Here is a 22,821-nt window from a genome sequence, read left to right as displayed (position 1 = left end):
GTCGCCTTGCCGGCTTCCTTCAGACGCGTGGCTTCTTCCATGGCGATTTCATCGAACGGGTTCATCGACATCTTGACGTTGGCCAGTTCAACGCCCGACTGGTCGGACTTGACCCGTACCTTCACGTTGTAATCCACCACACGCTTGACTGGAACCAGGACTTTCATAGCTTTGCCTTTTGAGTATCGAATTGATGAAAATTGATTAGGGCGATTATAAGAGCTTCCCACCACGTACTTGCATTTACGAGAATTTTTAGCACGATCGTTCTTTTATTAGGCATAAGAATACTCATATCTACGTATTAAGAAAAGGGGCAATCGCGCTTTTTTTGAAAATAAAAAGAAAAAGCGCGGCCGCAGCCGCGCTTGACAGTGTTCTTGCTCCAGCCTCAAGCCATCAGCAAGAATTACTTACGCTTCATGTAGAAAATAAATTCTTTTTCTTCCGTGAACTGATCCAGCAACTGGTTGCCCGTTTGGCGGGCAAACGCCTGAAAATCCCGCACCGAACCAGGATCGGTCGCCACGACGCGCAAGACTTCTCCGCTGCGCATTTCAGCCAGGGCTTTCTTCGTTTTCAGGATCGGCAGCGGGCAATTCAGACCGCGTGCATCGAGCTCTTTTTGAAATTCCATTTTGACTTTGCACCAATAGCAAGATGTTCAGGGATTCTACCCCAAAACATTTGCTGTTAGTGCGACGCAACAAAATTTACCATTTGGAAACATTGGCAGTTTCGTCGGCATACTTCAAGTCACTGCCGACTGAGGGGTCGTACCGGGCCAATCGATAATTTCCGGTTCCAGGCCACGGCTGCGTAGCCAATCAACCATCGCGTACCCCGTGGCGGTACGCCAGGCACGAAGCTTTTCTGGAGCGATCAGGCGATATTCCAGCAATTCTTCCGAAAGCCGGATGTCGCCACTTGCCTTGACGTGATAGGCAATGATGAGCTCGTTCTTGCGCATGAACTCATACACGCCGATCAACGTAGTGCTTTGGGCATCGAGGTTGGTTTCTTCCTTCAGTTCGCGCGCCACGCCCTGCTCGGGCGTTTCGTCACGTTCCATGAAACCGGTGATGAGCGAAAAGGCCTTTTCCGGCCAAGCGGCATTGCGCGCCAGCAGGATATGGCTGTCGTATTCGACCAACGCTGCCAGCACGGGCAAAGGGTTATCCCAGTGCGTCCAGTGCCCGGTTGGACAAGTCAGACGCGGGCGTTCGCCCAGTTCGGCTGTGACCAGCGGCGCGGCGCACTTGGGACAATATCGGTAAGCATTATCCATCTCGTTCATCGCCGCGCCTTCCTGGCCTTCTCAGCCCTGAGTAGAGTTATTATGGCAAGCCGTTGTTACAGGCGCTCTGCCACCCAGGCGCCGACACCCTGCAGGGCCTTCGGCAGACCGGACGGATCGGTGCCGCCGGCCATCGCCATGTCGGGCTTGCCGCCGCCCTTGCCGCCCACCTGCTGGGCGACGAAGTTGACCAGTTCTCCCGCCTTGACCTTGCCGGTGTTGTCGGCAGTGACGCCGGCAGCCAGCTGCACTTTGCCGCCATCCACTGCCGCCAGCACGATGGCCGCGCTCTTCAGCTTGTCTTTCAGCTTGTCCATGGTGTCGCGCAGAGTCTTGGCATCGGCGCCTTCCAGGGTCGCCGCCAGCACCTTGATGCCCTTCACATCCACCGCCTGCGCCAGCAGCTCGTCGCCCTGGGCGGAAGCCAGCTTGCCCTTGACGGTCGCCAGTTCCTTTTCCAGCGCACGAACCTGCTCCAGCACGCCGCCGATGCGCGCATTCAGCTCCGACGGCGATGCCTTGAGCGCGCCGGCAGCCTGGCTAACGGTGGTTTCCAGCGATTGCAGGTAAGCCAGCGCATTGTCGCCGGTGATGGCTTCGACGCGGCGCACGCCGGCAGCCACGCCGCTTTCGGCCACGATCTTGAACAGGCCGATATCGCCGGTGCGGGCCACGTGAGTGCCGCCGCACAGTTCGCGCGAGGAACCGATGTCGAGCACGCGCACTTCATCGCCGTACTTCTCGCCGAACAGCATCATGGCGCCGGACTTCTGCGCATCGTCGATGCCCATCACGCGTGCCTGGGTTGCCTGGTTGGCGAGGATCTCGGCATTGACGATGGCTTCCACCTTGCGGATCTGCTCGGCGGTCATCGGGCCGTTGTGAGCGAAGTCGAAACGGGTGCGCTCGGCATTGACCAGCGAACCCTTCTGCTGCACGTGCGCGCCCAGCACTTCGCGCAGCGCCTTGTGCAGCAAGTGCGTGGCGCTGTGGTTGCGCATGGTCCTGGCGCGCTTCTCGGCGTCGACCTTGGCAATGATGGTATCGCCGACCTTGATCGAACCTTCGGCGATGCTGCCGTGGTGGCCGAATACGTCGGCCTGGATCTTGATCGTATCTTCAACGATGAAGCGTGCCGCGGCATTGCGCAGCTCACCCGTGTCACCGACCTGGCCGCCGGATTCCGCATAAAACGGTGTATGGTCGAGCACGATCACGGCATCGTCGCCGGAACGGGCTTCATCGACCTTCGTGCCCTCGACATAGATTGCCGTGACTTTCGCCGTTTCATGGATCAGCTTGTCGTAGCCGTGGAAAGTGGTCGGGCTGCCGGAATATTCCAGGCCTTGCGCCATCTTGAACTTGCCGGCTTCGCGGGCGCGCTGGCGCTGCTCGTCCAGCAAGGCATTGAAGCCTGCCTCGTCCACCGTCACGCCGCGCTCGCGGCACACATCCGCGGTCAGGTCGACCGGGAAGCCGTAAGTGTCATGCAGCTTGAAGGCGGTTTCGCCATCGACTTGCTTGGCGCCGCCGGACAGGGCCTTTTCCAGGATTTCCATGCCGTTGGCGATGGTGCGGAAGAAGGCTTCCTCTTCCTGCTTCAGCACTTCCGTGGCGCGCTGTTCATTCTGGCGAAGTTCCGGATAGGCTTCGCCCATTTCCTTGACCAGCGCAGGCACCAGCGCATGGAAGAAAGGCTTGCGCGCGCCGAGCTTATAACCGTGGCGGATCGCGCGGCGGGCAATCCGGCGCAGCACGTAGCCGCGCCCGGCATTGCTCGGAATGACGCCGTCGACCACGGTAAAGGTGCAGGCGCGGATATGGTCGGCAATCACCTTCAGCGAAGGCGAGTCCTGGTCGCAGTCTCCTGCGCCGGCGCCATCCACCACTTTCTTGGCCGCAGCCAGCAGATTCACGAAGGTATCAATCTCGTAGTTCGAGTGCACGTGCTGCAGCACGGCGGTAATACGCTCCAGGCCCATGCCGGTATCCACCGACGGCTTGGGCAGCTTGTGCATCACGCCCGCTTCGTCGCGGTTGAACTGCATGAACACGTTATTCCAGATTTCGATGTAACGGTCGCCGTCTTCATCGGGCGAGCCCGGGGGACCGCCGGGGATTTCCGGGCCGTGGTCGTAGAAGATTTCAGTGCAGGGACCGCAAGGGCCGGTGTCGCCCATCATCCAGAAGTTGTCCGAGGCGTAGCGCGCGCCCTTGTTGTCGCCGATACGGACGATGCGCTCGGCTGGCACGCCGACCTTCTTGTTCCAGATTTCGTAAGCCTCATCGTCTTCCGCGTAGACAGTCACCCACAGCTTTTCCTTGGGCAGCTTGAACACTTCGGTCAGCAATTCCCAGGCAAAGGAGATCGCATCTTCCTTGAAATAATCGCCGAAGCTGAAGTTGCCCAGCATTTCGAAGAAGGTGTGGTGGCGCGCGGTGTAGCCGACGTTTTCCAGGTCGTTGTGCTTGCCGCCGGCGCGGATGCACTTCTGCGACGAGGTCGCGCGGGTATAAGGCCGCTTGTCGAAGCCGAGGAACACATCCTTGAACTGGTTCATGCCGGCGTTGGTGAACAGCAGGGTCGGGTCGTCGCCGGGCACCACCGGGCTGGAAGCCACGATGGTGTGGCCCTTCGATTCAAAAAACTTGAGGAACTTTTCGCGGATTTCGGATGATTTCATGTTGTCGGCTAAAAAAGCGGAGACGATGCAAACCGTTGATTATACGTGATTACCCCTGGCTTTCCGAGCCGGCATGCATTAACACCCTGCCAATTAAACGGCTACATTACCTGGTGTCCGCGCCAATCAAATCAATGCGATCGGTGCAGAATGCATCCACGCCCCAGTCCAGGATCGTGCGCGCAATTGCCGGATCATTCACCGTATAGCAAAACAGGCCATAGCCGGCGCGCTTGATCTCTGCCGCCAGCGCCGGGGTCAGGTTGCAATGATTGGTGTGGAGGGCTTGTGCATCGACTTGCTGCAGCAAATCGCGCCAGTTGGCGGGGATGGTGTCGAACAGGCAGGCGTATTTCAGTTCCGGCGACTGCGCCCGCGCCGCCAGCAAGGCTTCATGGGAAAACGATGACAATAGCGGCGCTTGCCAGCCGGATGAGAGCGCCTGCAAGGCCGCCGGCTCGCGCAGCCATTGCGCCGTCAACGCCGCGACCTTGCGGCCTGTAGCAGCCTCGAAACCGGGCGCCGGCTTGATTTCGACGTTCATCCAGATGCGGTGCGTCAGGCAAAAACGGAACACTTCCTCGTAGCGCGGCACCGGCTCGCCGGCAAACTCCGTACCGAACCAGCTGCCGGCATCCATGCCCGCCAGCTCGGCCGCAGTGAAGTCAGGCACCCTGCCCTGGCCGGCGACGGTGCGCCCAAGCTCCGGATCATGGACCACCACCGGCACGCCGTCTGCAGCAAGCATGACATCGAATTCCACGGCGCGAAAACCATGGGCCAAGCCGCAACGCATGGCTGCGATCGTGTTTTCCGGAGCGAGCGTGCCGCCGCCGCGATGCGCCAGGACGCGAGGATAAGGCCACATGACAAGAATTAGCGAAGGTTCGGATTGATTGCCAGACTATCACGCCTGACAAAACAAAACGCCTGGCTGGGCCAGGCGCTTGTTTTGCTGCAACACTTTTTGCTGCAACACCTGCTGCGACTTTATCGCACAGGTAGTGCGAAGTGACGATTACTTGGTTGCCGCCACCGGGACAATAGCCCTCTTCGGCTGTGCCTTGGTACGCGAAGCCAGGATCGAACGCTTGGCGTCACCTGCGTAGGCATATTGCACCAGGCCGTTCTTGACCTGACCCAGCACCAGGATCGAGCCATCCAGCGCTTCGTGGTCTTCCTTGGTGAACGGCTTGTTATAGATGCCGACCACGCCAGTGACGCGTTGCTGGAGATTTTCCAGCGCTTCGCGAATCTGCGGGCCGGTCAGGTCCTGGGCCTGGAACATGGCGTTCAGGAGAATGAACATCGAGTCATACGCCTGCGCCGCGCACATCACGCAGGGAATGTTCTTCACATTGTTCTGCTTGACATACTGCAGCACCAGCGAGGTGCTGCGCTCGTTCATCACGCCATCCTGAATGAAGGTCTGCGGCATGACGGCGCCGTCAGCAGCAGCGCCGGCGACATCGATATGGTTACGGAAAGCGACGGTCCACGGGCCGGTCTGCTGGACATTCCAGCCGATGGCGGCGCGGCTCTTCGACACGGTTGCCATATCGGGGCCGAGTGCATAGACGAACACCGCGTTGGCGCCGGCAGCGCGAGCATCCTTCAATTGCGCGGAGAGATCAGGCGTGCCTTGCTTGAAACGCGAAACGAAGACCGGCTTGGCATTGTGATTGGCTTGCAGCAGGCGCTCGACGTCTTTCAGGCCGCCTTCGCCGTAGCCGGTGTCGTCAGCGAATACGGCAATCTTGGACAAGCCACGCTTCTCGACCAGATCATGCAGGATGAACGCCACCTGTTTTTCATCCGGCATCGCCACGCGGAAGATATAGTTTTCCGGCTCGCTGGCGTATTTCTTGGTGATAGCCGTGCCGGTCGCCACGGGGATAATCAGCGGCACCTTGGCCTTTTGATACACCTCGATGGCTTTCGCCGCCACGCCGGAGTTGCAGTAGCCGATGGTGGCAACCACTTTTTCCTTGTTGACTAGGTCTTCCGCCACTGCCACACCGACATCCGGCTTGGCCTTGTCGTCGCGCTCGATCAGCTCGATCTTGCGGCCGCCGACGCCACCCACGTCATTGATTTCCTTGACGGCGATGCGCAATGCCGCGCGCACGCTGATGCCCATTTCGGACGAGCCGCCGTCATAGGTGCAGTTCATGCCGATCTTGATGGGCGCGGTAGTCTGGGCGAAAGCGGGGGCAATGGAGGCGGTCAGAACGCCAAGGCTCAACAGCAGCTGTCTCATGGTCATGGAGAATCCTTTGTAGTTATCCGTTGCTTTGGTACGCAGAACCAAAAGTGTAGTCCATTTTTCCACAGCAAATTGCCTAAATCCAATTTTTTTGGATTTGCCGGCGAATTTTTCATAAAAAACGACAAAAAGCCCTAGCATCTGTCATTTTGCTGTTGAAATGGACTGGAATCTGGGCCGTGCACTTGGATAGCCACCCGCTATGGCTGCATTTGACACGCCAAGAAATCACTTCAGTTCGATTCCTTGATCCGGCGTCCTGCCAGCGCCTGGATCGGCCGGGCATTCATCGGATACAGCCGGGCGAAGATCGCGATCTGCTGGCTCGACAGACGAATCGGCTCCTTCATCACGATCCACAACACGCCTTCGGTGCAGGGCGGCGTGGTCAGCGATCCCATGTAGGTGTAATAGTCGCGCCGCTCCGGCAAAAGCTTGGCCGGTTCGAGCGGCATGGTCGCGATCTGCGCATCGTTCTTTTCCAGCGGCAGGTTGTTCCACACATGCTGCACCACTTCGTTCGGCTCGCCCTCTTCTACAAGCAACGCCACCACCGCCAGCCGGCCTGCGGCATCCTTGTGCACCAGGTGCAGCACCATCGGATAGCCCTTGCCGTTGATGCGCTCCTCGGAAGGCAGATGGAAATGGAATTGGGTCAGCTCATAAGTGCGGCCTGTCAGCGTGATGGTATTGCCCAGCCCGAGATTGACCTGCACCGTGTGGCCATTGTCCAGCACGCTGAAGCGCGTCGGCTTGTAGTCGAACTGCACCGGGTCGAGGTTGACGCGGAATCCATCGCGGATATCGATCGGCGACTGGCGCGTGCCATTGGCGCAGGTTGCCCAGGCCGGATTCATGCTGCCCCATTGCGACGGTCCGCCCGCGCCTTCATATGTCCAGGTGTGGGCGATCAGCTCATCATGCGCGGCAGCCTTGGCCACAGCGGGCGCCGGCTTTTTGCGCGGTGCCGGCGGGCGCGATTCGCGCTCCTTGCGCAGGTTGGCCAATCGGGTCGAAATACGCTCGGCCAGCGCCTGGATATCGTCCTCTTCGCTTTCGAGCGCGGCCTTGCTGTAACGATCGGTCGGCTTGGCCGGAGTTGCGGGCTTAGCTTGTTGATCCAGCTTCGCATTGGCGTTAGCGCCGGCAATGCGCTCCTTGAGCTCGGCAGCGTTCTTGACGGGCGCCGCCGGGCTGGGCAATTGAATGGACTGGTCCGCGCCGCGAGCGGAAGACAACAGCAGCATGCCGGCCAGGGCAAAAAATCGGAGTCGCATGAAGGTCCTAAAAGAGGCAAGACTTTCCTCTTTTACGGCGCATCCCGGCCGAACTTGAATCGGACACCTCTCAGTGACAATGCTGACAACAAGTCGGCGAAGTGCCCAAATATCAATCAATGAAAAATAATGGAAGCCCGCTACCGCTCACGCCAGGCCCAGCGCACTCAGCAAACCTGCCACCACGCCGCCTTCCATGGCTTCATCGGCCAGCAAAACCAGCAACATCATGGCTATCGCCAGCACGACCAATCCGCCGAGGGAGTATTTCCATTCACCCCGGCTTTGCCGAGCACCCGCGGGAGCGTAATCGATCGGACCAGCCGGGGAAACGATTCCCGGAATGGATTCAGGCACTTCACACTCGATCAACATTGTCGTCTCTTCCTTTTTATTGCCGCCTTGGTGTGGAGCTGGCTAAAGCCGAAGATGCAGACCAGCGCATATCCAAATCGCAAAAAATTTAGTGTTGACAATTATTCATCGAAGCCCATGTAGCGTTAATTGAGACTTATCAACCTTCTTTCCTTAACAAAACCCCACCATCAGCGCAAATCTCAACTTCCTTAGCTTTTCCGGCTCGTTCAGCCTGAATACCAGCACCCTACGGTAAAATGTCGTTTAACTCACACATTATCGGTCCAGCAATCAATTTCAAATGAGCAACGCCAAACCAAACGGCAATAAGGCCGCAGCCGCCGAAGCCAACGCGCCCTCGTCGAACTTCCTCAAAGGCCTCATCGAAGCCGATCTCGCCTCCGGCAAGTACACCAACCGAACTGATCATCTCGGCCACCCGCTGCCGCCGGTCGTCACGCGCTTTCCGCCCGAGCCGAACGGCTACCTGCACATCGGCCACGCCAAGGCGATCTGCGTCGACTTCGGCCTGGCGCGCGATTTCGGCGGCCGCTGCCACATGCGCTTCGACGACACCAATCCGACCAAGGAAGAACAGGAATACGTCGACACCATCCTCGACAGCGTGAAATGGCTGGGCTTTGGCTGGACGCACGATGGCCGCGAGCACCTGTATTACGCCAGTAACTACTTCGACAAGTTCTACGAAATCGCCGAATACCTGATCAGCGCCGGCCACGCCTACGTGGACAGCCAGTCCGCCGAAGACATGGCGAAAAACCGCGGCAACTTTGGCGAGCCGGGCAAGAACTCGCCCTTCCGCGACCGTCCGACGGCAGAATCGCTCGACCTGTTCCGCCGCATGAAGGCGGGCGAATTCAAGGATGGCGAACACATCCTGCGCGCCAAGATCGACATGGCTTCGCCCAACATGAACATGCGCGACCCGGCCATCTACCGCATCCGCCACGCGCATCACCACAACACCGGCGACAAGTGGTGCATCTACCCGATGTACGACTACGCCCACCCGCTGGAAGACGCGATCGAATACGTCTCGCATTCGCTGTGCACGCTGGAATTCCAGGACCACCGTCCCTTCTACGACTGGGTGCTGGAGCGCGCAGCCGAAGGCGGCTTCTTCAAGCATCCGCTGCCGCAGCAGATCGAATTCGCGCGCCTGAACCTGACCTACGCCGTCACCAGCAAGCGCAAGCTCTTGCAGATGGTTGAGGAGAAGATTGTCGACGGCTGGGACGATCCGCGCATGCCCACCATCGTGGGTCTCCGTCGCCGCGGCTTTACGCCGGAATCGATCCAGTTGTTCTGCGAGCGTATCGGCGTTTCCAAGGCCGATAGCTGGATCGACATGGGCGTGCTGGAAGGCGCATTGCGCGACGATCTCGATGAAAAAGCCCCGCGTGGCGTGGCCGTGCTGCGCCCGCTGAAGCTCATCATCGACAACTTCCCCGATGAACTGTCGGTGGAATGCACGGCGCCCGTGCACCCGCACTTCCCCGAGCGCGGCCACCGCACCTTCCCCATCACCAAGGAATTATGGATCGAGGAAGAAGACTTCATGGAAGTGCCGAGCAAGGGTTACTTCCGCCTCTTCCCCGGCAATAAGGTGCGCCTGCGTTATGGCTACGTGGTGGAATGCACCGGCTGCGACAAGGATGAAAACGGCAAGGTCATCGCCGTGCATTGCAACTACTTCCCGGACAGTAAATCAGGCACGGAAGGCAGCGCCAACTACAAGGTCAAGGGCAATATCCATTGGGTCAGCAGCACGCATGCGCTGGAAGCTGAAGTGCGCCTGTACGACCGGCTCTTTGCGGACCCGAACCCGGACGCCGGCGGCAAGGATTTCAAACAGGCGCTGAACCCGAACGCGAAGGAAGTGATTACCGCTTACCTGGAACAGGGCATGAAGGCCGCGCTGCCGGACGAGAAGTTCCAGTTCGAGCGGCATGGCTACTTTGTGGCGGATCGCGTAGATTCGACGCCGGGCAAGCCGGTGTTTAATCGGGTGGTGACGTTGAAGGATAGTTGGGGAAGCAAGTAACCGCTCTGCGGCAGCCGCATTGCCATTCCTGCTGTTCAATTTAATCTGCTATCCGCCACCTGATTCGACAACGGCGAACCCTGCCGCCACGGCGGCAGAAAACGGGCCTCATTGCCTATCTACTCATCACTAGCGTGCGGCTGCCGGTCTGACAAAAGCCGGCAGCCAGCTCTGCCTGATAATATGTCAATGCCTGACATAATCACGGAGACATACGCCGCCCTGGGCGTACTGAAGAAACAATTCAGCAACCTCCAGATGACGCAAATTGTTTCTTTGATATATTCACCTTACGAACAAGGAAATTCACATGCTACCGGAAGGCAGCTTCAATCTGGCGCAAGCCGACGTAACGGCTCAGAAGCAAAAGCCAGGATGCACTGGCTGCAACAACGAACAACCTCTCGGATTCGACTTCGAGTTCGCCTTTCAACCTATCGTCGACCTGGAAAACCGAACGATCTTCGCGCATGAAGCCTTGGTCCGAGGTCCGAATGGCGAGTCTGCGCAATCCGTATTAGCTCAAGTCCACGATAAAAATCGTTACCAGTTCGATCAGGCTTGCCGGGTCAAGGCGGTTGCCTCGGCCGCGCGCTTAGGGATGACGACTTTCTTATCGATCAATTTCCTGCCAAATGCCGTCTATCAACCGGAAGCCTGTATCCAGAGCACGTTGAAAGCTGCGCGGGATCATAATTTCCCTCATGATCGAATTATCTTTGAGGTAGTGGAAAGCGAACAAGTGCTAGACCGGGCACACCTGCTAAACATCTTTAAAAAATATGCCAGCTTGGGCTTCCATACCGCTATCGATGATTTTGGAGCCGGGTATTCCGGACTCAATTTGCTAAGCGAATTCCAACCGACCATATTGAAGCTCGATATGGACCTGATCAGAAATATCGATACCAACCCTGCCCGGCAGGCCATCGTCAAGGGGATCGTTCTCATGAGCGATATGCTCAATATTCGTCTCGTGGCCGAGGGTATCGAAACAAGAGAAGAAAAGCTGTATTTGCAAAGCATCGGCATCAAGCTCATGCAGGGATATTTTTTCTGCAAACCCGCATTCAAGGCTTTAGGCGACATTCCCGAGCACGCCTGGGAATAGTGTCTATTGCATCAACAATGCAAATAGTCAGGCGGGATGACATGATTTGCCATCCTGGTTGACAAGAGGCGCTTACCAGACTGGCGAATCTGCTGGGCTCTTATATCCAGAATCCAGAGATCGAAGCCAGAACTCCTAAGCCACATCCCGGAAGCCACTGATATTCCCCATTGGCTCCCGGGAGATCAGAATATTGACCTTATCTGGATTGCATTGCCCCAGACAACAGCACTTCTTTACCTTGCGCCAGCGGCACGGGCCACCGCAAGACTGGCATCAAAATCCACTGCGCGGAATGCTACCTGGCTGCCGGCCACCTTGATCGTCGTGCCAAGCGCGAGATAGACCTCGTCAACCGGCGGCAACGCAGGCAGCGCAGTGAAATCGACCACTTGCGAGATCAGCTTGGGATGCCGCACGCTCAACGGACGCCGGCCAAGCGCATGAATCGCCACGACAGAATCATCAGCCAAAAGGCCTCGGAGAATCTCGCGGCCGACAAGACCGGTAGCGCCGGCGATGGCTACGGTCCGCTTGGCCGATTTTGGTGCATTGTTTGAGGGTGACGCGAATGTCTGACTGTTCATCATTTCAGCTTTCTGGCTCCATGTATTCTCGAATACCCTCAGATAGTCTCATTGATCTTTGCCTAATGCGCCTTTGCTGTAAGTAGAATCGCGACAGTCATTTTCGACACAAAATTTTTCGTACGCAGTTGAATGAGTCATATTGATAAATCGGCATAAGAATAATGAAAGGAATGCGAACAATGTCCGTCCCCGCCACTGTCGCGACATGCTCAAATTTCCTTCTTTCATCTCTGCCTGAGGACGAATATCAGGCGATCAGATCCCACCTCGAGTTTTTCCCAACGCTGGCACACACGGTCTTGCATGAACGAGGCAACGAAATCCAGCACGTCTATTTCCCGCTTTCTGGCGGCCATTCCGTCTTGGCCATCATGGAGGATGGCGCGGCAGTGGAAGTGGGCACGATCGGCAATGAAGGCATGTCGACCATCGACGTCCTTACTGGCAGCAAGTACGCCACCGAGACGACCATCTGCCAGATTCCTGGCGACAGTCTTCGCATGCCGGCCGCCAGGTTCAGTGAAGCTATCGAAGTGCATAAGGAACTGCGCCGCATCTGTTTTCGTTTTCTGCAGGCGTATTTAAGCCATGTGTCGCAATCAGTGGCTTGCAATCGCTTGCATTCCACGGAAGAGAGATATGCGCGATGGATCCTGATCAGCCATGATCGCGTGCAAGGCAACCAATTTCAACTTAGCCAGGAATTCATGGCCGACATGCTGGGAGTCCACCGGCCAAGCGTTTCCCTGATCGCCAAGCGCTTCCAGCAAGCCGGGCTGCTTGATTACAAACGCGGCGTTGTCACCGTCCTCGACCGAGCGGGGTTGGAAGCGACCGTTTGCGAATGTTATGGCGCTGTCAGAAAACAGTTTGAACGCGTGCTGGGAAAGGCGCTCGGCTGAGGCTTGAAATTCTTTGATGTCACAAGAGCCGCCTGTCCAACTGGCGAATCTGCTGGACTTTTCAATCCCAATTCCAGAAATAGTCGTCGCGCAAACGGTTGCCACCCTCTTCTAGTCGAGACACTCCAGCATCGCCATTGCCAATTCATCCCGTGAGTAGGGCTTGGTAATGAATTTCACCTGCAAAGTGCGCAGGCGTTCCGGCGCGACGACATATCCGCTGGCCAAGAGAATCGGCATGCCCGGCCTGCGCCTTGCGATCTCTCTGGCGAGTTCGACGCCATCCATCGAACCCGGCATTTGCACATCCGAAAACACCAGGTCGTAGGCATTCAGGTTCACTTGCAATGCCTCATCGGCATTGTGCGCCAGATGCGTTGCGCAGCCGAGCGAAGCCAGCAATGACACCGCCAAGTCCGCCACTCCTTCATCATCTTCGACGCATAGCACGCGCAAACCTTGCAGGCGGCTGGTGTTGTCGCCGGCATGGCTTCTCCGTTCTTCGTCAGCAGAATTGCGGCCGTTCCCGCGCGGTAGCACGAACGACACCGAGGTGCCGTATGCGCCGGTTCTGATCCATGCCGTGCCACCCGATTGCTTGGCAAAGCCATATACCTGGCTTAAGCCCAGGCCGCTGCCTTCGCCGATGCGCTTGGTGGTAAAAAACGGCTCGAAGGCCTGCGCAGCGACATCCGGCGGCATGCCGGGCCCATCGTCAGTGACGCTGAGCCAGACGAAATCGCCCTCCAGGTCGGCAGCTTCGGAGAGCTGCGGCGTCGGCAGGTGGATATTGCGTGCCGCAAGCGTGACGGTGCCGCCGGCGGACAGCACATCTTTGGCGTTGATCATGAGATTAAGGAGCGCCACTTCCAGTTGCGTCACATCCGCGTGCGCATGCCACAGATCGGCTTGCAGGTGCAGGTCCAGCGTGATTCTTTCGCGCAGAGCTTGCTGAAGCAACTCTTTCATCTCCATGATGTGGCCGCCCACATCCAGCGCCTCGGTGGAGAGCACCTGGCGGCGTCCGACCGCCAGCAATTGCTGCGTCAGCTTGCTGCCGCGTTGCGTCGCGCGTTGGATGGTGTCGGTGAGACTCTTGGTACGTTCCGGGTCGTTTTTGACATATGGCAGCAGGTTGCAAGCGCCGCTAATCACCTGCAATAGATTATTGAAATCATGCGCGACTCCGCCTGCGAGCCGGCCGATGGCCTCTAGCCGTCGTGCTTCATTCAAGGCGCTTTCGATGCGCTTGCGTTCCTCGCTCTCGCTTTGCAAGGCTTGCGTGCGCTCGCGCACCTTTTGTTCGAGATCGACATTGTGCGCTTCCAGCTTGTGCATCTGGTCGCGCACGACATACTGCCAGGCGCGCGCGCGGCAGGCCGCCTCCAGTGCAATCATGAGCGCTTCGCCGGACATGGGTCGGCTTAACACCGTGACATTGCCGAACTGACGAAAGAATTGCCAGCGCGCCGATGAGCCAAATTTTCCACGCCCGCCGCTTAAAATAATGATCGGCACATCGGACCATGTCGGCTGCGCCTGCAGACAGCCATTGAGCATATCAGTGACGGCGACCAGCGCTTCTTCCGTCACGAGAATCGCCGCTGCCACCTCGTCGAATGCCTTGCACAGCTCTTTGCCGGAATTGCAAATCCGGGCTTTCGCGCCGGTACGCTCGATGGTCTGCGCCAAGGTTTGCGCATCCCGCCCGAACGAAGCGAGAACCAGTATGAGAGCATTCTCCAGGGAGACGAGCGGGTTACTCATAGCCTTGGGGCGGCGTCATTCGCTGTTGTTATCACGCGCTGCAGTACCGATAAATCGCGGCGTGCCGCTCAGCACGCCTTCGAAATCGCGCAAACGCGGCCCGACACGAACGCCTGTGTCAGCCAGCATGAATTCGCGGATCGTCGATTCATGCCGGCCTGGGCGCTTTTTCACGACCGAAATGGCTTTATGGACTTCGCCATCGGCTTCATAGAAGCGCAACAGGATCACGGTATCGGTGATGAACGACACATCCATCGGATCCCGCACATCTTCCAGAACGCCGCTCTGGCCGACGATGATGAGCGCCAGTACACCCATGTTGCTCAGATACGAAAGCAGTTCATGCATCTGCAGCATCAAGGCCTGTTCTTCGTGCATGGTCTCCAGGTACGAATTCAGGCTGTCGATTACGACGATGGTGACGCCGTTGTCTTCCACCTGCCGCCGTACTTTCCAGATGAATTCGCCGGGAGAGATGCGGGAGGGGTTGATGCGCTCCCAGTAGACGAAATCACGCTTGATCGCATCCGAAATCGACATGGACAGGCCGGAGGCGCGCTCCAGCAAGGTTTCGGACGATTCATCGAATGAAAAGTAAGCTGTGCGCTCGTTGCGCTTAGCAACGGCATTGGCATATTGCAGCGCCAGCGACGATTTGCCGACGCCCGAGGGCCCGAGGACCAGGACGGAATTTCCGCGTCCCAGGCCGCCGCCGAGCAATTCATCCAGCTCCGGGACATTGCTGCTGATGGGCTCTTGGTTGAACTTCTTGTGATGCTCGTCCGCGATCAGACTCGGGAACACCAATATTTCTTCTTTGATGATGGCAAAGTCATGCCAGCCGCTTTGGAAATCGGCGCCGCGCATTTTGATGACACGCATGCTGCGGCGGACGGAACCGAAGGCGCGCTCGCGCTGCTCCAGCAAGATCACGCCATGCACCGTACTTTCCAAATCAAATCCACGCGGCTCGGCGGTCAAGTCATCAAGCATCAAGACGGTGGCATGACGCTGCAGCAGGAATAACTTCAGCGCGATGATTTGCCGGCGATAGGCCATCGGATCTTCCGCCAGCAGCCGGATTTCCGACACTGAATCGATCACGATGCGGGCAGGATTGTGTTTTTCGATACAGTCGGTGATCAGCCGGATGGTTTTGCCGAGCTCCACTTCGGATGGAAACAGCACACTTTGCTGGTCATCCAGGTTGGCTTCTACCGGCACGATCTCGCAGATATCGATGCCATCGAGCCGCCAGTTATGACTTGCTGCCGTCGCCCGCAGTTCACGCTCGGTTTCGGAGAGCGCGATGTATAAACACTTGTCGTCTTGCTTGGCACCTTCGATCAGAAAACGCAGTGCAATGGTTGTCTTCCCAGTGCCTGGCTTTCCTTCAATCAAATGAAGACGGTTGAGGGGTAATCCACCGCGCAAGACGACGTCCAGTTCCGGGATACCGGTTTTCAGCTTTTGAATCTCTTCCAACTTGGGTCCTTTGCGATGTCTCTTGCGTTGATTTAAGAATTGATTACGTGCAGCTATAAATATGCGCAGCTTATTTCTTCGCAAGATAGATGCCAAAATCAGCTAACTAGTTCTTTAGTTGACTATGAACAAAACACTGATGCTTCAATAAAAAGCAAACAAGCTTGCTTTCATGCCCAAACACAGCTCACGACGAAGACCGATCACAGAAAACAAGAATGAAGCAACTGCAACCTGACAAGCGCCAACGCCTCTTTGCTTGAACAAAGCGTGCCGGCTCGCATCTCATCAAGATCAGCCTCCGGTAAGGCCGCCACCTTGATGACATGTCCATGCACCAGCAAAACCTCGACTTGTTCGAGCCATCTTCTTCGTCACTTTCCATCGAAGACAAAGTCCTGGAAGTCCATCGGCGGCTATGCAGCGAGTATGGCTGTCCGAGCGCGTACTTTCACCAACTCGATCCGCTTGGCGAGCTGATCTCGTCCTTGCTGTCGCACCGAACGCGCAATCGTGATTCCGCTCATGCATACCGTAATTTGTGCGCTCGCTTTGCCGACTGGGCGGCAGTGCGCGATGCGCCAGTTGCCGAAGTCGAACAGGCGATTGCAGCCTGCACCTGGCCGGAGCAAAAGGCGCCCCGCATCCAGGCAGTGTTAAAGGAATTGACGACGCGCTGCAATGGACAGCTATCGCTGGATTTCTTGCGCGATAAATCGGTGAGCGAAGCGCGCGCCTGGCTGGAGAGCTTGCCGGGCGTGGGCCCGAAGACGAGCGCGGCGGTGGTGTCGTTCAGCACGCTGCGCGGACGCGCCTTGCCGGTGGATAGCCACCATCATCGGGTCGCGGCGCGGCTTGGATTGATTCCCGCGAATCTCGCGGTGGGGCCGGCGCACCAGGTGCTGGAAAGACAATTACCGGAAGCCTGGGACGCTGAGCAGGTGTACGACAACCATCAGGTCATCATGCGCCATGGTAAGGAAATCTGCACATGGCGAATGCCGCAATGCGATCGCTGCGTATTGCTCGACTTGTGCCCGTATGGACAAGCGCGGACGACACGCCCTTATGCGGCCGCACACCGGAATATCTCGTCAGCGCCATGACCAGCCAGCAGACTTATCGCACGCCCGACGACCGCTATATTGTGGTGCGGGGCCGCCTCTGGCGCGCCAGCAATCCGCATCTACCTGAAGCCGAACGGGAAGCCCTGACCCGCGACCTCATGGCGGCACGCCGCGAAGTCCGTTCGGCCATGCTTGCACAAGATTCCGAACGTTTGGCCAAGGCGCGGGCTGCGGTGAACGCCGCCAAGATTGGCCTTGGCGAACGGGGCCCGGTATGGTGGGACGACGGCGCGAAAGACTACAACCGTCATCTGGTGAAAAACACTCCCTATGCGAAATGGTACGAGCAAGTAAGCGAGGAATAAGGGAAATAACGCAGCGAAAACTTCGGGGAGGAACTCATCGGCGCAATGGCTGCGGCACTGGGCTAGAGCATTCGGCCTGACGAATCCCGATCGGCTTGCCGCAATCGGCTTGATACAATTCGCTTCACTTTTTGAATAGGCCGGACATGAGCACAGACACGATTCGTCTTTCCAAGCTGGTAGCGCAGCAGTTTTCCTGCTCCCGCACCGAGGCTGAGCATTACATTGAAGGCGGATGGGTAAAGGTCGGCAACGAGATCATCGAAGAGCCAGGCCATCGCGTCAGTCCGCTCGCCCAAGCCGAGCTGCTGCCTGGCGCGGTGTGCACGCCTGCCGAGCCGGTGACGATCCTGCTGCATAAGCCATCCGGCGTAGCAGCGGAAGCCGTGATGCGGCAAGTCTCTGAAGAAAACCGTTCTGCCGACGACCGCTCGGGCATTCGCCTGCTGAAGCGGCACCTCAGCAAACCGAGTTTATCGGCCCCGCTCGAAGCCATGGCAAGCGGCCTGCTCATTGCCTCGGACGACTGGCGAGTCATCCGCAAGCTGACCCATGACCCATTACTGATCGAACATGAAGTGATTGCCGATGTCAGCGGCGAACTGGCGGCGGATGGCTTGCACCAGCTGAACCGGGGCATTGTGTATAAAGGCAAAGTACTGCCGCCAATGAAGGTAAGCTGGCAAAACGAGACGCGCCTGCGATTTGCGGTGAAGGGGTTGCAGCCAGGCCTGATTCAGCATGCCTGCGCCCAGGTCGGGCTGGAAGTATCGGCTCTCAAGCGCATCCGCATCGGACGCATCAGCATGGCGGGACTAAAGCCGGGGGAGTGGCGCTTTCTTCTGCCGCATGAACGGTTTTGATTGGCAGGCCACGATGAAGGATACGCAATGAAATGAATCGTGGTCTGCTTCGGTGATGTCTGGCTTACTTCTAGCGTTTATTGAGCTGCTGCTGGAAGTCCGAGATCATCTTGTCGATATATTCGAGCGCGCCCCGGTATTGCTGGGATTGATAGTCGATGAGCTTGTCGTATTGGTCGGCGGCGAGCGCAAACGGTGCGCCGGTGCTACGCATCGAATCCAGCATCGCCTTCTGGGATTTCATTACCATTTCCCATGCGCCGTAAGCTTGTTGCGCCGCGCTTCTGGATTGTTCCAGGAAGGCCTTGGCGATTTCGTTTTGCGATTGGTCGATCATCATTTCCTCCTAAGGGTTGACTGGGTAGAGATCCATTGTGACACCAAATAAAGATTTCGTGCCCCAATGGGATCAGATCAGCATTTGCGATCCAGCAAGCGTCGGCGTCGCAACCAATCTTTAAACAAACCTGCCAATTCGCATTGCCGTTTTAGTGGTGATGGCCATGCTCGCCATGCACATGGCGGTGGGTGATTTCCTCTGGAGTGGCGGCACGCACGCTGACCACTTCCACGCCGACGCGCAGGGCTTTACCGGCCAGTGGGTGATTACCGTCGAGCATGACCTGGTCGCCCTTGATCTTGAGGACGGTAAAAATCAGTTCTTCGCCAGCATCGTTATAGCCTTGCAACTGGCCGCCCACTTTGACTCCCGGCGGAAATTCTTTTTTGGAAATCGTGCGCATCAGGTTTTCATCGCGCTGGCCGAATGCATCTTCCGGCGCCAGGTCCACCGTGGCCTTGAAACCCGGTTCCTGGTCTTGCAGGACGGCTTCCAGTTTCGGGAACAAATTGTCGTAACCGCCGTGCAGATAGGCAATCGGGGTTTTGCCGCTCTGGATGACCTTGCCGTTACTTTCGGCGACGCTTAAACGAATGGTGACCGCGGTGTCCTTGTCGATTTTCATGGGCTGTTATTAGATAAATAGGAGTGGAGATTCAGTGCAGCCAGTACTATAAACCAAAGGACGCGACATCAGGACAGGAACAGCTTAGACATACACCGATTAGGCCTTAACTTTCGGCATCATCATTGGGCGCCTTGAAGAGATCCGCCAGCGCCTGTGCATTTCCTTTCGACTGTACCTTGCCTCGACGGCCCGTATATTCTTCTTCGATATTGTCGCGGTAGTAGCTCCAGGCCGCGCCGGAAGTCGACAGTTTGCGCCACACTTCCTCGCCGACGCCCGAATAATCGATGGCGCTGCCATCATCGAACTCGACGCGCAGGACACGCTCGCGTCTGTCGTAGCCGATGGCGCGAAGTTTGCCGGCGTTGATTTTTTTCATTTCCATGAATGCCTCCACAGTTTTTTACACGTGACTTCAGTCACGTCGCAGCTTCTCACAATCGAGGCTTTAGCGTAAACATCCGGCGCTCGGTACAATAGCCGGCACGACATTACACCTTACCACCATGAATCAAACACTTAGCCGGGATGAATATACCGCGCTGGAAGAAATCCTCGTCTTAGCCAAAGGCAGCCGACCGAGCGCATGCGTCGCGCGAAACACCAAGCGCCTGGCCGGTCTGAAGCTCGTCAAGATAGGCAGATCGGGCCACCCGGAATTGACCGATCTGGGCCGGCAAACCCTGTTCATCAAGCAGTGCGTCGATGGTTTGCGGGAATTGTCACAAGACCCGCTCGCCGTGCTCGATGCCGGCGTGGGCACTTTTCTGGAAAAGAAAGGCCATGCCACGCGCGATCCGGAAACGGGCTTGCTCAGTTTGACCGCGCGTGGCCGGGAAACACTGGCCGACATCGACAGCAAGTCGGCCTGAAAGAAATAGCGGATTTCAGTCGGCGATTTCCGGGTCCACCAGGTTCGCCAGCTGGGCCAGTGATTCCTGCCAGCCAAGGTAGCACATTTCCGCTGGAATGACATCAGGAACCCCTTCCTGCACGATGCTGAGTTCGGTGCCGCAAGACACCTGCTTGAAGGTGACGGTGGTGATCATGTCACCGGGCAGATTCGGATCGTCGAACTTGTCGGTATAACGGATCAGCTCGTTTGGCTTCAGTTCGAGATATTGGCCGCCGAAGGTGTGGCCATTGCCGCTGCTGAAGTTGGTGAACGACATTTTGTACGTGCCGCCGACGCTGACTTCCATATGATGCACCTTGCATGTGAAGCCATAGGGCGGCAGCCACTTGGCCATGGCGTCCGGATCGAGGAAGGCACGATAGGCACGTTCGGGCGTGGCGCGCAGGACGCGGTGAAGACGGATGGTGCTGGGCATGGTGTGTTCTCCTGTTTATCTTGAATGATTATGTCGATGCGGGTGTGAATCACGAATCCAGGGCCAGTTCGCGCACTGGCCGCACTTCGATGCTGCCGTACTTGGCGGGTGGAATCGCACTGGCGATGCGGATGGCATCGTTCAGGTCGGTGGCATCCACCAGGTAAAAGCCGGCGAGCTGTTCCTTGGTTTCCGCAAACGGCCCGTCGTAGAGCGATACCTGGCCATTGCGCACCCTGACCGTGGTCGCGGTATGGATGGGATGCAGCGGCTCGGCAGCCAGGAGCCGCCCGCTTTCCGCGAGCTGTTGCGCGAACTCCGCACATGTAGCGTCCGGACAGGCGCTCCAGTTTTCTTGGTCGAGATAGACCAGGCAAAGGTATTTCATGGATTTTCCCCGCAATTTTTTCTGATTAATACGGCAGCATCTCGCCGTTGACGATCCATGGCGTGCCGAAGCGGTCGACCAGCATGCCCCAGGTTTTTGCCCAGAACGACGGCTGCATCGCCATGGCTATAGTGCCGCCTGCGGCCAGGCTGTCGAACACGCGTTGCGCCTCTTCGACGGTGTCGTAATTCAAGGTGAGCGACACGCCCTTGATCCCCTCGTACGGCATCTGACCCGGGCAGTCACCGCCATACAGCAGGCCATTGCCGTCGAGCGCCAGGCAGGCGTGCATCACCATATCGCCCTGGTCGGCGGGCATTTGATCAGCCCAGGGCGAATCCTTGGCGTGAATGAGTTTCTCCAGCTTGCCGTTCAGGACGCGCTCATAAAAGCGCATGGCTTCGGCGCAGTTGCCGTTAAAGTTGAGGTAAGCGATAGGTTGCGGCATGAAGTTTTCCTTTTTTTTGGTTGAGTAAAATCGGTGCTGAATTGACGCTGACTCAGCACCACAGCGGCACGGAAGCAGGACTGCAGAGGCTGCTTCTCTCACTAGTCGAATGGGGAAAACACTTTTCGACAATGCCCGCAAAATTATTTTCAATTATTTTTTTATTGCAATTCAGCAATACGACGGCAGATGAAACGGCGCTCCGGCTCCTGTTTGGCCAGTTGCAGGGCCTGCTCATAAGCTTGCCGGGCTGGGTCCGTGTCGCCCAGGCGCCGGCACAGGTCGGCCTTGGCCGCATACGCCAGGTGGTAGGTGGACAACGCATCTTCGGCCAGCAATTTTTCAATCAGCTTCAAGCCTGCCTGCGGACCCTCGCACATTGCCAGCGCCACCGCGCGATTCAACTCGACCACCGGCGACGGCTCCAGGCGCAGCAGCGCATCGTACAAACCGACGATTTGCCGCCAATCGGTGTCGCTTGCATGCGCGGCTTCCGCATGCACGGCCGCAATCGCCGCCTGCAAGGTGTATGGTCCGAACCGGCGCGAGCGTAGCGCCTGCTGCACCAGCGTGCAGCCTTCCGCGATCAAAGCCGCGTTCCACTTGCTGCGATCCTGTTCGTCCAGCGGAATCAGGTCGCCCTCGGCACTCACACGCGCATGGTGACGCGACTCATGCAATAGCATTAACGCAAGCAGCCCCCCCCACTTCGGGTTCGGGCAATAGCGTCTGCAACAGCCGCGCCAGGCGAATCGCCTCGCCGGAAAGGTCGGCACGCAGCACAGCGTCGCCCGACGAAGCCGAATACCCTTCGTTAAATACCAGGTAAATTACGCGCAGCACGCTCGGCAGGCGAGCAGGCAGCTCATCCATGCCGGGCACCTGGTACGGAATGCGCGCGTCGCGGATCTTGGCCTTGGCGCGCACGATGCGCTGCGCCAGGGTCGACGCGGCGAGCAGGCAGGCGCGCGCGACTTCTTCCGTCGTCAGGCCGCACACTTCGCGCAGGGTTAGCGCGATACGCGCTTCTTCCGACAAGCTGGGATGGCAACAGGTGAAGATCAGGCGCAGGCGGTCGTCTTCCAACTCCTCCACCGGCTCGGCCTGCGATTCATCGGCGAGGTTTTCCACATGCCCGGCGACGTCGTCCAGCGGCATGAAGCGGCGCTGGCGGCGCAGATGGTCGATCGCCCTGAAGCGCCCGGCCGATACCAGCCAGGCCACCGGATTGGCCGGCACGCCTTCGCGCGGCCAGCGCTCGGCCGCGGCGGCAAAGGCATCGTGCAGGGCTTCCTCGGCCAGGTCGAAGCTGCCGAGCAGGCGCACCAGCGTCGCGAAAACACGGCGTGACTCATCGCGGTAAACGGCTTCCAGATTGGTCATTCTTATTGTCTTGCGTGATTTTCTCGGAATGAATCGATGTTCGACGCGCTAGATCCTCTAGAAAGAGCCTTGTCGTTGCCCCTTTAATTCAGAATAGATTTCTATTTTTACAATCCTATTATAGGGCGATATCTATTCTGAAATTTTTCCGAATCCCATCGACAGGCATAAATTACCGTGCATCACGCTACTGTATCGAACCGA

At 57.7% G+C, this 22,821-nt stretch carries 25 protein-coding genes and 1 pseudogene; 7 read left to right on the top strand and 19 right to left on the bottom strand.

What is annotated here, in order from left to right; genetic code table 11:
- The 8 genes and pseudogenes from EDC30_RS12635 to EDC30_RS12600 form a co-directional block, all read right to left on the bottom strand.
- A pseudogene (locus EDC30_RS12635) lies at positions 1-167 on the bottom strand (electron transfer flavoprotein subunit beta/FixA family protein); the annotation flags it as partial.
- 242 nt (positions 168-409) lie between these two features.
- Positions 410-637 carry a sulfurtransferase TusA family protein gene (locus EDC30_RS12630; protein ID WP_132259193.1) on the bottom strand — a complete coding sequence of 76 codons (228 nt, stop codon included), beginning with the start codon at positions 635-637 and terminating at the stop codon, positions 410-412.
- 114 nt (positions 638-751) lie between these two features.
- On the bottom strand, positions 752-1,297 hold the full coding sequence (locus EDC30_RS12625; protein ID WP_243656765.1) for an NUDIX domain-containing protein: 546 nt from the start codon (positions 1,295-1,297) through the stop codon (positions 752-754).
- Positions 1,298-1,353: 56 nt separating this feature from the next.
- Positions 1,354-3,981 carry an alanine--tRNA ligase gene (alaS, locus tag EDC30_RS12620; RefSeq protein ID WP_132259192.1) on the bottom strand — a complete coding sequence of 876 codons (2,628 nt, stop codon included), beginning with the start codon at positions 3,979-3,981 and terminating at the stop codon, positions 1,354-1,356.
- Positions 3,982-4,087: 106 nt separating this feature from the next.
- Positions 4,088-4,849, bottom strand: coding sequence for a glycerophosphodiester phosphodiesterase (gene ugpQ, locus EDC30_RS12615; RefSeq protein ID WP_132259191.1), 762 nt, complete (start codon positions 4,847-4,849; stop codon positions 4,088-4,090).
- Between the two features lie 150 nt (positions 4,850-4,999).
- Entirely contained in the window at positions 5,000-6,247 is a 1,248-nt protein-coding gene (locus tag EDC30_RS12610; protein ID WP_165973817.1) for an ABC transporter substrate-binding protein, read from the bottom strand.
- Between the two features lie 233 nt (positions 6,248-6,480).
- Positions 6,481-7,524 (bottom strand): carbonic anhydrase, encoded by a 1,044-nt coding sequence (locus EDC30_RS12605; RefSeq protein WP_132259189.1) that lies wholly within the window; start codon positions 7,522-7,524, stop codon positions 6,481-6,483.
- 147 nt (positions 7,525-7,671) lie between these two features.
- Entirely contained in the window at positions 7,672-7,881 is a 210-nt protein-coding gene (locus tag EDC30_RS12600) for a hypothetical protein (protein WP_165973816.1), read from the bottom strand.
- Positions 7,882-8,182: 301 nt separating this feature from the next.
- Here EDC30_RS12600 and EDC30_RS12595 point away from each other — a divergent pair, with 301 nt between their 5' ends.
- Positions 8,183-9,946 carry a glutamine--tRNA ligase/YqeY domain fusion protein gene (locus EDC30_RS12595; protein ID WP_132259187.1) on the top strand — a complete coding sequence of 588 codons (1,764 nt, stop codon included), beginning with the start codon at positions 8,183-8,185 and terminating at the stop codon, positions 9,944-9,946.
- 310 nt (positions 9,947-10,256) lie between these two features.
- Complete coding sequence (locus tag EDC30_RS12590; protein ID WP_132259186.1) at positions 10,257-11,057, top strand: EAL domain-containing protein; 801 nt, start codon at positions 10,257-10,259, stop codon at positions 11,055-11,057.
- Positions 11,058-11,293: 236 nt separating this feature from the next.
- Here the strand turns inward: EDC30_RS12590 and EDC30_RS12585 are convergent, their stop codons facing one another.
- Complete coding sequence (locus EDC30_RS12585) at positions 11,294-11,530, bottom strand: Rossmann-fold NAD(P)-binding domain-containing protein (RefSeq protein ID WP_341539868.1); 237 nt, start codon at positions 11,528-11,530, stop codon at positions 11,294-11,296.
- A gap of 416 nt (positions 11,531-11,946) precedes the next feature.
- On the opposite strand from EDC30_RS12585, the gene EDC30_RS12580 reads away from it, so the two are divergent.
- A complete protein-coding gene (locus EDC30_RS12580; RefSeq protein WP_165973815.1) occupies positions 11,947-12,549 on the top strand; it encodes a Crp/Fnr family transcriptional regulator in 603 nt (200 codons plus the stop codon).
- A 111-nt stretch (positions 12,550-12,660) separates the two neighbouring features.
- On the opposite strand, the gene EDC30_RS12575 is transcribed toward EDC30_RS12580, so the two are convergent.
- Entirely contained in the window at positions 12,661-14,316 is a 1,656-nt protein-coding gene (locus EDC30_RS12575) for a response regulator (protein WP_132259184.1), read from the bottom strand.
- 15 nt (positions 14,317-14,331) lie between these two features.
- Positions 14,332-15,804: an ATPase domain-containing protein gene (locus EDC30_RS12570; protein ID WP_132259183.1), complete on the bottom strand. Its 1,473-nt coding sequence runs from the start codon at positions 15,802-15,804 to the stop codon at positions 14,332-14,334.
- A gap of 332 nt (positions 15,805-16,136) precedes the next feature.
- Here EDC30_RS12570 and EDC30_RS12565 point away from each other — a divergent pair, with 332 nt between their 5' ends.
- The 3 genes from EDC30_RS12565 (at position 16,137) to EDC30_RS12555 (ending at position 18,099) form a co-directional block, all read left to right on the top strand.
- Positions 16,137-16,910, top strand: a complete 774-nt coding sequence (locus EDC30_RS12565) for an endonuclease III domain-containing protein (RefSeq protein ID WP_132259182.1) — start codon at positions 16,137-16,139, stop codon at positions 16,908-16,910.
- Positions 16,907-17,236: a hypothetical protein gene (locus EDC30_RS12560; protein ID WP_132259210.1), complete on the top strand. Its 330-nt coding sequence runs from the start codon at positions 16,907-16,909 to the stop codon at positions 17,234-17,236. Before EDC30_RS12565 ends, EDC30_RS12560 begins: the two co-directional genes overlap by 4 nt.
- A 146-nt stretch (positions 17,237-17,382) precedes the next feature.
- Positions 17,383-18,099 carry an RNA pseudouridine synthase gene (locus EDC30_RS12555; RefSeq protein ID WP_132259181.1) on the top strand — a complete coding sequence of 239 codons (717 nt, stop codon included), beginning with the start codon at positions 17,383-17,385 and terminating at the stop codon, positions 18,097-18,099.
- A 70-nt stretch (positions 18,100-18,169) separates the two neighbouring features.
- Here the strand turns inward: EDC30_RS12555 and EDC30_RS12550 are convergent, their stop codons facing one another.
- From EDC30_RS12550 to EDC30_RS12540, 3 genes are all read right to left on the bottom strand, one after another.
- A complete protein-coding gene (locus EDC30_RS12550; RefSeq protein ID WP_165973814.1) occupies positions 18,170-18,439 on the bottom strand; it encodes a hypothetical protein in 270 nt (89 codons plus the stop codon).
- Positions 18,440-18,587: 148 nt separating this feature from the next.
- Positions 18,588-19,064, bottom strand: a complete 477-nt coding sequence (locus EDC30_RS12545; protein WP_132259179.1) for an FKBP-type peptidyl-prolyl cis-trans isomerase — start codon at positions 19,062-19,064, stop codon at positions 18,588-18,590.
- 106 nt (positions 19,065-19,170) lie between these two features.
- Positions 19,171-19,452: a KTSC domain-containing protein gene (locus EDC30_RS12540; protein WP_132259178.1), complete on the bottom strand. Its 282-nt coding sequence runs from the start codon at positions 19,450-19,452 to the stop codon at positions 19,171-19,173.
- Positions 19,453-19,573: 121 nt separating this feature from the next.
- On the opposite strand from EDC30_RS12540, the gene EDC30_RS12535 reads away from it, so the two are divergent.
- Positions 19,574-19,939: a hypothetical protein gene (locus tag EDC30_RS12535; protein ID WP_132259177.1), complete on the top strand. Its 366-nt coding sequence runs from the start codon at positions 19,574-19,576 to the stop codon at positions 19,937-19,939.
- A gap of 15 nt (positions 19,940-19,954) precedes the next feature.
- Here the strand turns inward: EDC30_RS12535 and EDC30_RS12530 are convergent, their stop codons facing one another.
- The 5 genes from EDC30_RS12530 to EDC30_RS19775 form a co-directional block, all read right to left on the bottom strand.
- Positions 19,955-20,398 carry an SRPBCC family protein gene (locus tag EDC30_RS12530; RefSeq protein WP_132259176.1) on the bottom strand — a complete coding sequence of 148 codons (444 nt, stop codon included), beginning with the start codon at positions 20,396-20,398 and terminating at the stop codon, positions 19,955-19,957.
- A 49-nt stretch (positions 20,399-20,447) separates the two neighbouring features.
- A complete protein-coding gene (locus EDC30_RS12525; RefSeq protein ID WP_132259175.1) occupies positions 20,448-20,786 on the bottom strand; it encodes a YciI family protein in 339 nt (112 codons plus the stop codon).
- A 25-nt stretch (positions 20,787-20,811) separates the two neighbouring features.
- Positions 20,812-21,234, bottom strand: a complete 423-nt coding sequence (locus EDC30_RS12520) for a VOC family protein (protein ID WP_132259174.1) — start codon at positions 21,232-21,234, stop codon at positions 20,812-20,814.
- A gap of 161 nt (positions 21,235-21,395) precedes the next feature.
- Positions 21,396-21,920, bottom strand: coding sequence for a DUF6596 domain-containing protein (locus tag EDC30_RS19780; RefSeq protein ID WP_243656764.1), 525 nt, complete (start codon positions 21,918-21,920; stop codon positions 21,396-21,398).
- Complete coding sequence (locus EDC30_RS19775; protein ID WP_243656763.1) at positions 21,907-22,617, bottom strand: RNA polymerase sigma factor; 711 nt, start codon at positions 22,615-22,617, stop codon at positions 21,907-21,909. Before EDC30_RS19775 ends, EDC30_RS19780 begins: the two co-directional genes overlap by 14 nt.
- Positions 22,618-22,821 lie beyond the last annotated feature (204 nt).

It is taken from the genome of Paucimonas lemoignei (assembly GCF_004342585.1).
Classification (GTDB): domain Bacteria; phylum Pseudomonadota; class Gammaproteobacteria; order Burkholderiales; family Burkholderiaceae_D; genus Paucimonas; species Paucimonas lemoignei.
The sequence above is the reverse complement of the archived record's forward strand: the minus strand, read 5'-3'. Positions and strand labels throughout refer to the sequence as shown.

Coding starts and splice junctions, on each gene's coding strand:
- EDC30_RS12630 (WP_132259193.1), bottom strand. CDS start 637: ATGGAATTTCAAAAAGAGCTCGATGCACGCGGTCTGAATTGCCCGCTG.
- EDC30_RS12575 (WP_132259184.1), bottom strand. CDS start 14,316: ATGAGTAACCCGCTCGTCTCCCTGGAGAATGCTCTCATACTGGTTCTC.
- EDC30_RS12550 (WP_165973814.1), bottom strand. CDS start 18,439: ATGATGATCGACCAATCGCAAAACGAAATCGCCAAGGCCTTCCTGGAA.
- EDC30_RS12555 (WP_132259181.1), top strand. CDS start 17,383: ATGAGCACAGACACGATTCGTCTTTCCAAGCTGGTAGCGCAGCAGTTT.
- ugpQ (WP_132259191.1), bottom strand. CDS start 4,849: ATGTGGCCTTATCCTCGCGTCCTGGCGCATCGCGGCGGCGGCACGCTC.
- EDC30_RS12605 (WP_132259189.1), bottom strand. CDS start 7,524: ATGCGACTCCGATTTTTTGCCCTGGCCGGCATGCTGCTGTTGTCTTCC.
- EDC30_RS12540 (WP_132259178.1), bottom strand. CDS start 19,452: ATGGAAATGAAAAAAATCAACGCCGGCAAACTTCGCGCCATCGGCTAC.
- EDC30_RS12525 (WP_132259175.1), bottom strand. CDS start 20,786: ATGAAATACCTTTGCCTGGTCTATCTCGACCAAGAAAACTGGAGCGCC.
- EDC30_RS19775 (WP_243656763.1), bottom strand. CDS start 22,617: ATGACCAATCTGGAAGCCGTTTACCGCGATGAGTCACGCCGTGTTTTC.
- EDC30_RS12520 (WP_132259174.1), bottom strand. CDS start 21,234: ATGCCGCAACCTATCGCTTACCTCAACTTTAACGGCAACTGCGCCGAA.
- EDC30_RS12530 (WP_132259176.1), bottom strand. CDS start 20,398: ATGCCCAGCACCATCCGTCTTCACCGCGTCCTGCGCGCCACGCCCGAA.
- EDC30_RS12610 (WP_165973817.1), bottom strand. CDS start 6,247: ATGACCATGAGACAGCTGCTGTTGAGCCTTGGCGTTCTGACCGCCTCC.
- EDC30_RS12535 (WP_132259177.1), top strand. CDS start 19,574: ATGAATCAAACACTTAGCCGGGATGAATATACCGCGCTGGAAGAAATC.
- EDC30_RS12565 (WP_132259182.1), top strand. CDS start 16,137: ATGCACCAGCAAAACCTCGACTTGTTCGAGCCATCTTCTTCGTCACTT.
- EDC30_RS12545 (WP_132259179.1), bottom strand. CDS start 19,064: ATGAAAATCGACAAGGACACCGCGGTCACCATTCGTTTAAGCGTCGCC.
- EDC30_RS12625 (WP_243656765.1), bottom strand. CDS start 1,297: ATGAACGAGATGGATAATGCTTACCGATATTGTCCCAAGTGCGCCGCG.
- EDC30_RS19780 (WP_243656764.1), bottom strand. CDS start 21,920: ATGCTATTGCATGAGTCGCGTCACCATGCGCGTGTGAGTGCCGAGGGC.
- EDC30_RS12595 (WP_132259187.1), top strand. CDS start 8,183: ATGAGCAACGCCAAACCAAACGGCAATAAGGCCGCAGCCGCCGAAGCC.
- EDC30_RS12590 (WP_132259186.1), top strand. CDS start 10,257: ATGCTACCGGAAGGCAGCTTCAATCTGGCGCAAGCCGACGTAACGGCT.
- alaS (WP_132259192.1), bottom strand. CDS start 3,981: ATGAAATCATCCGAAATCCGCGAAAAGTTCCTCAAGTTTTTTGAATCG.
- EDC30_RS12560 (WP_132259210.1), top strand. CDS start 16,907: ATGACCAGCCAGCAGACTTATCGCACGCCCGACGACCGCTATATTGTG.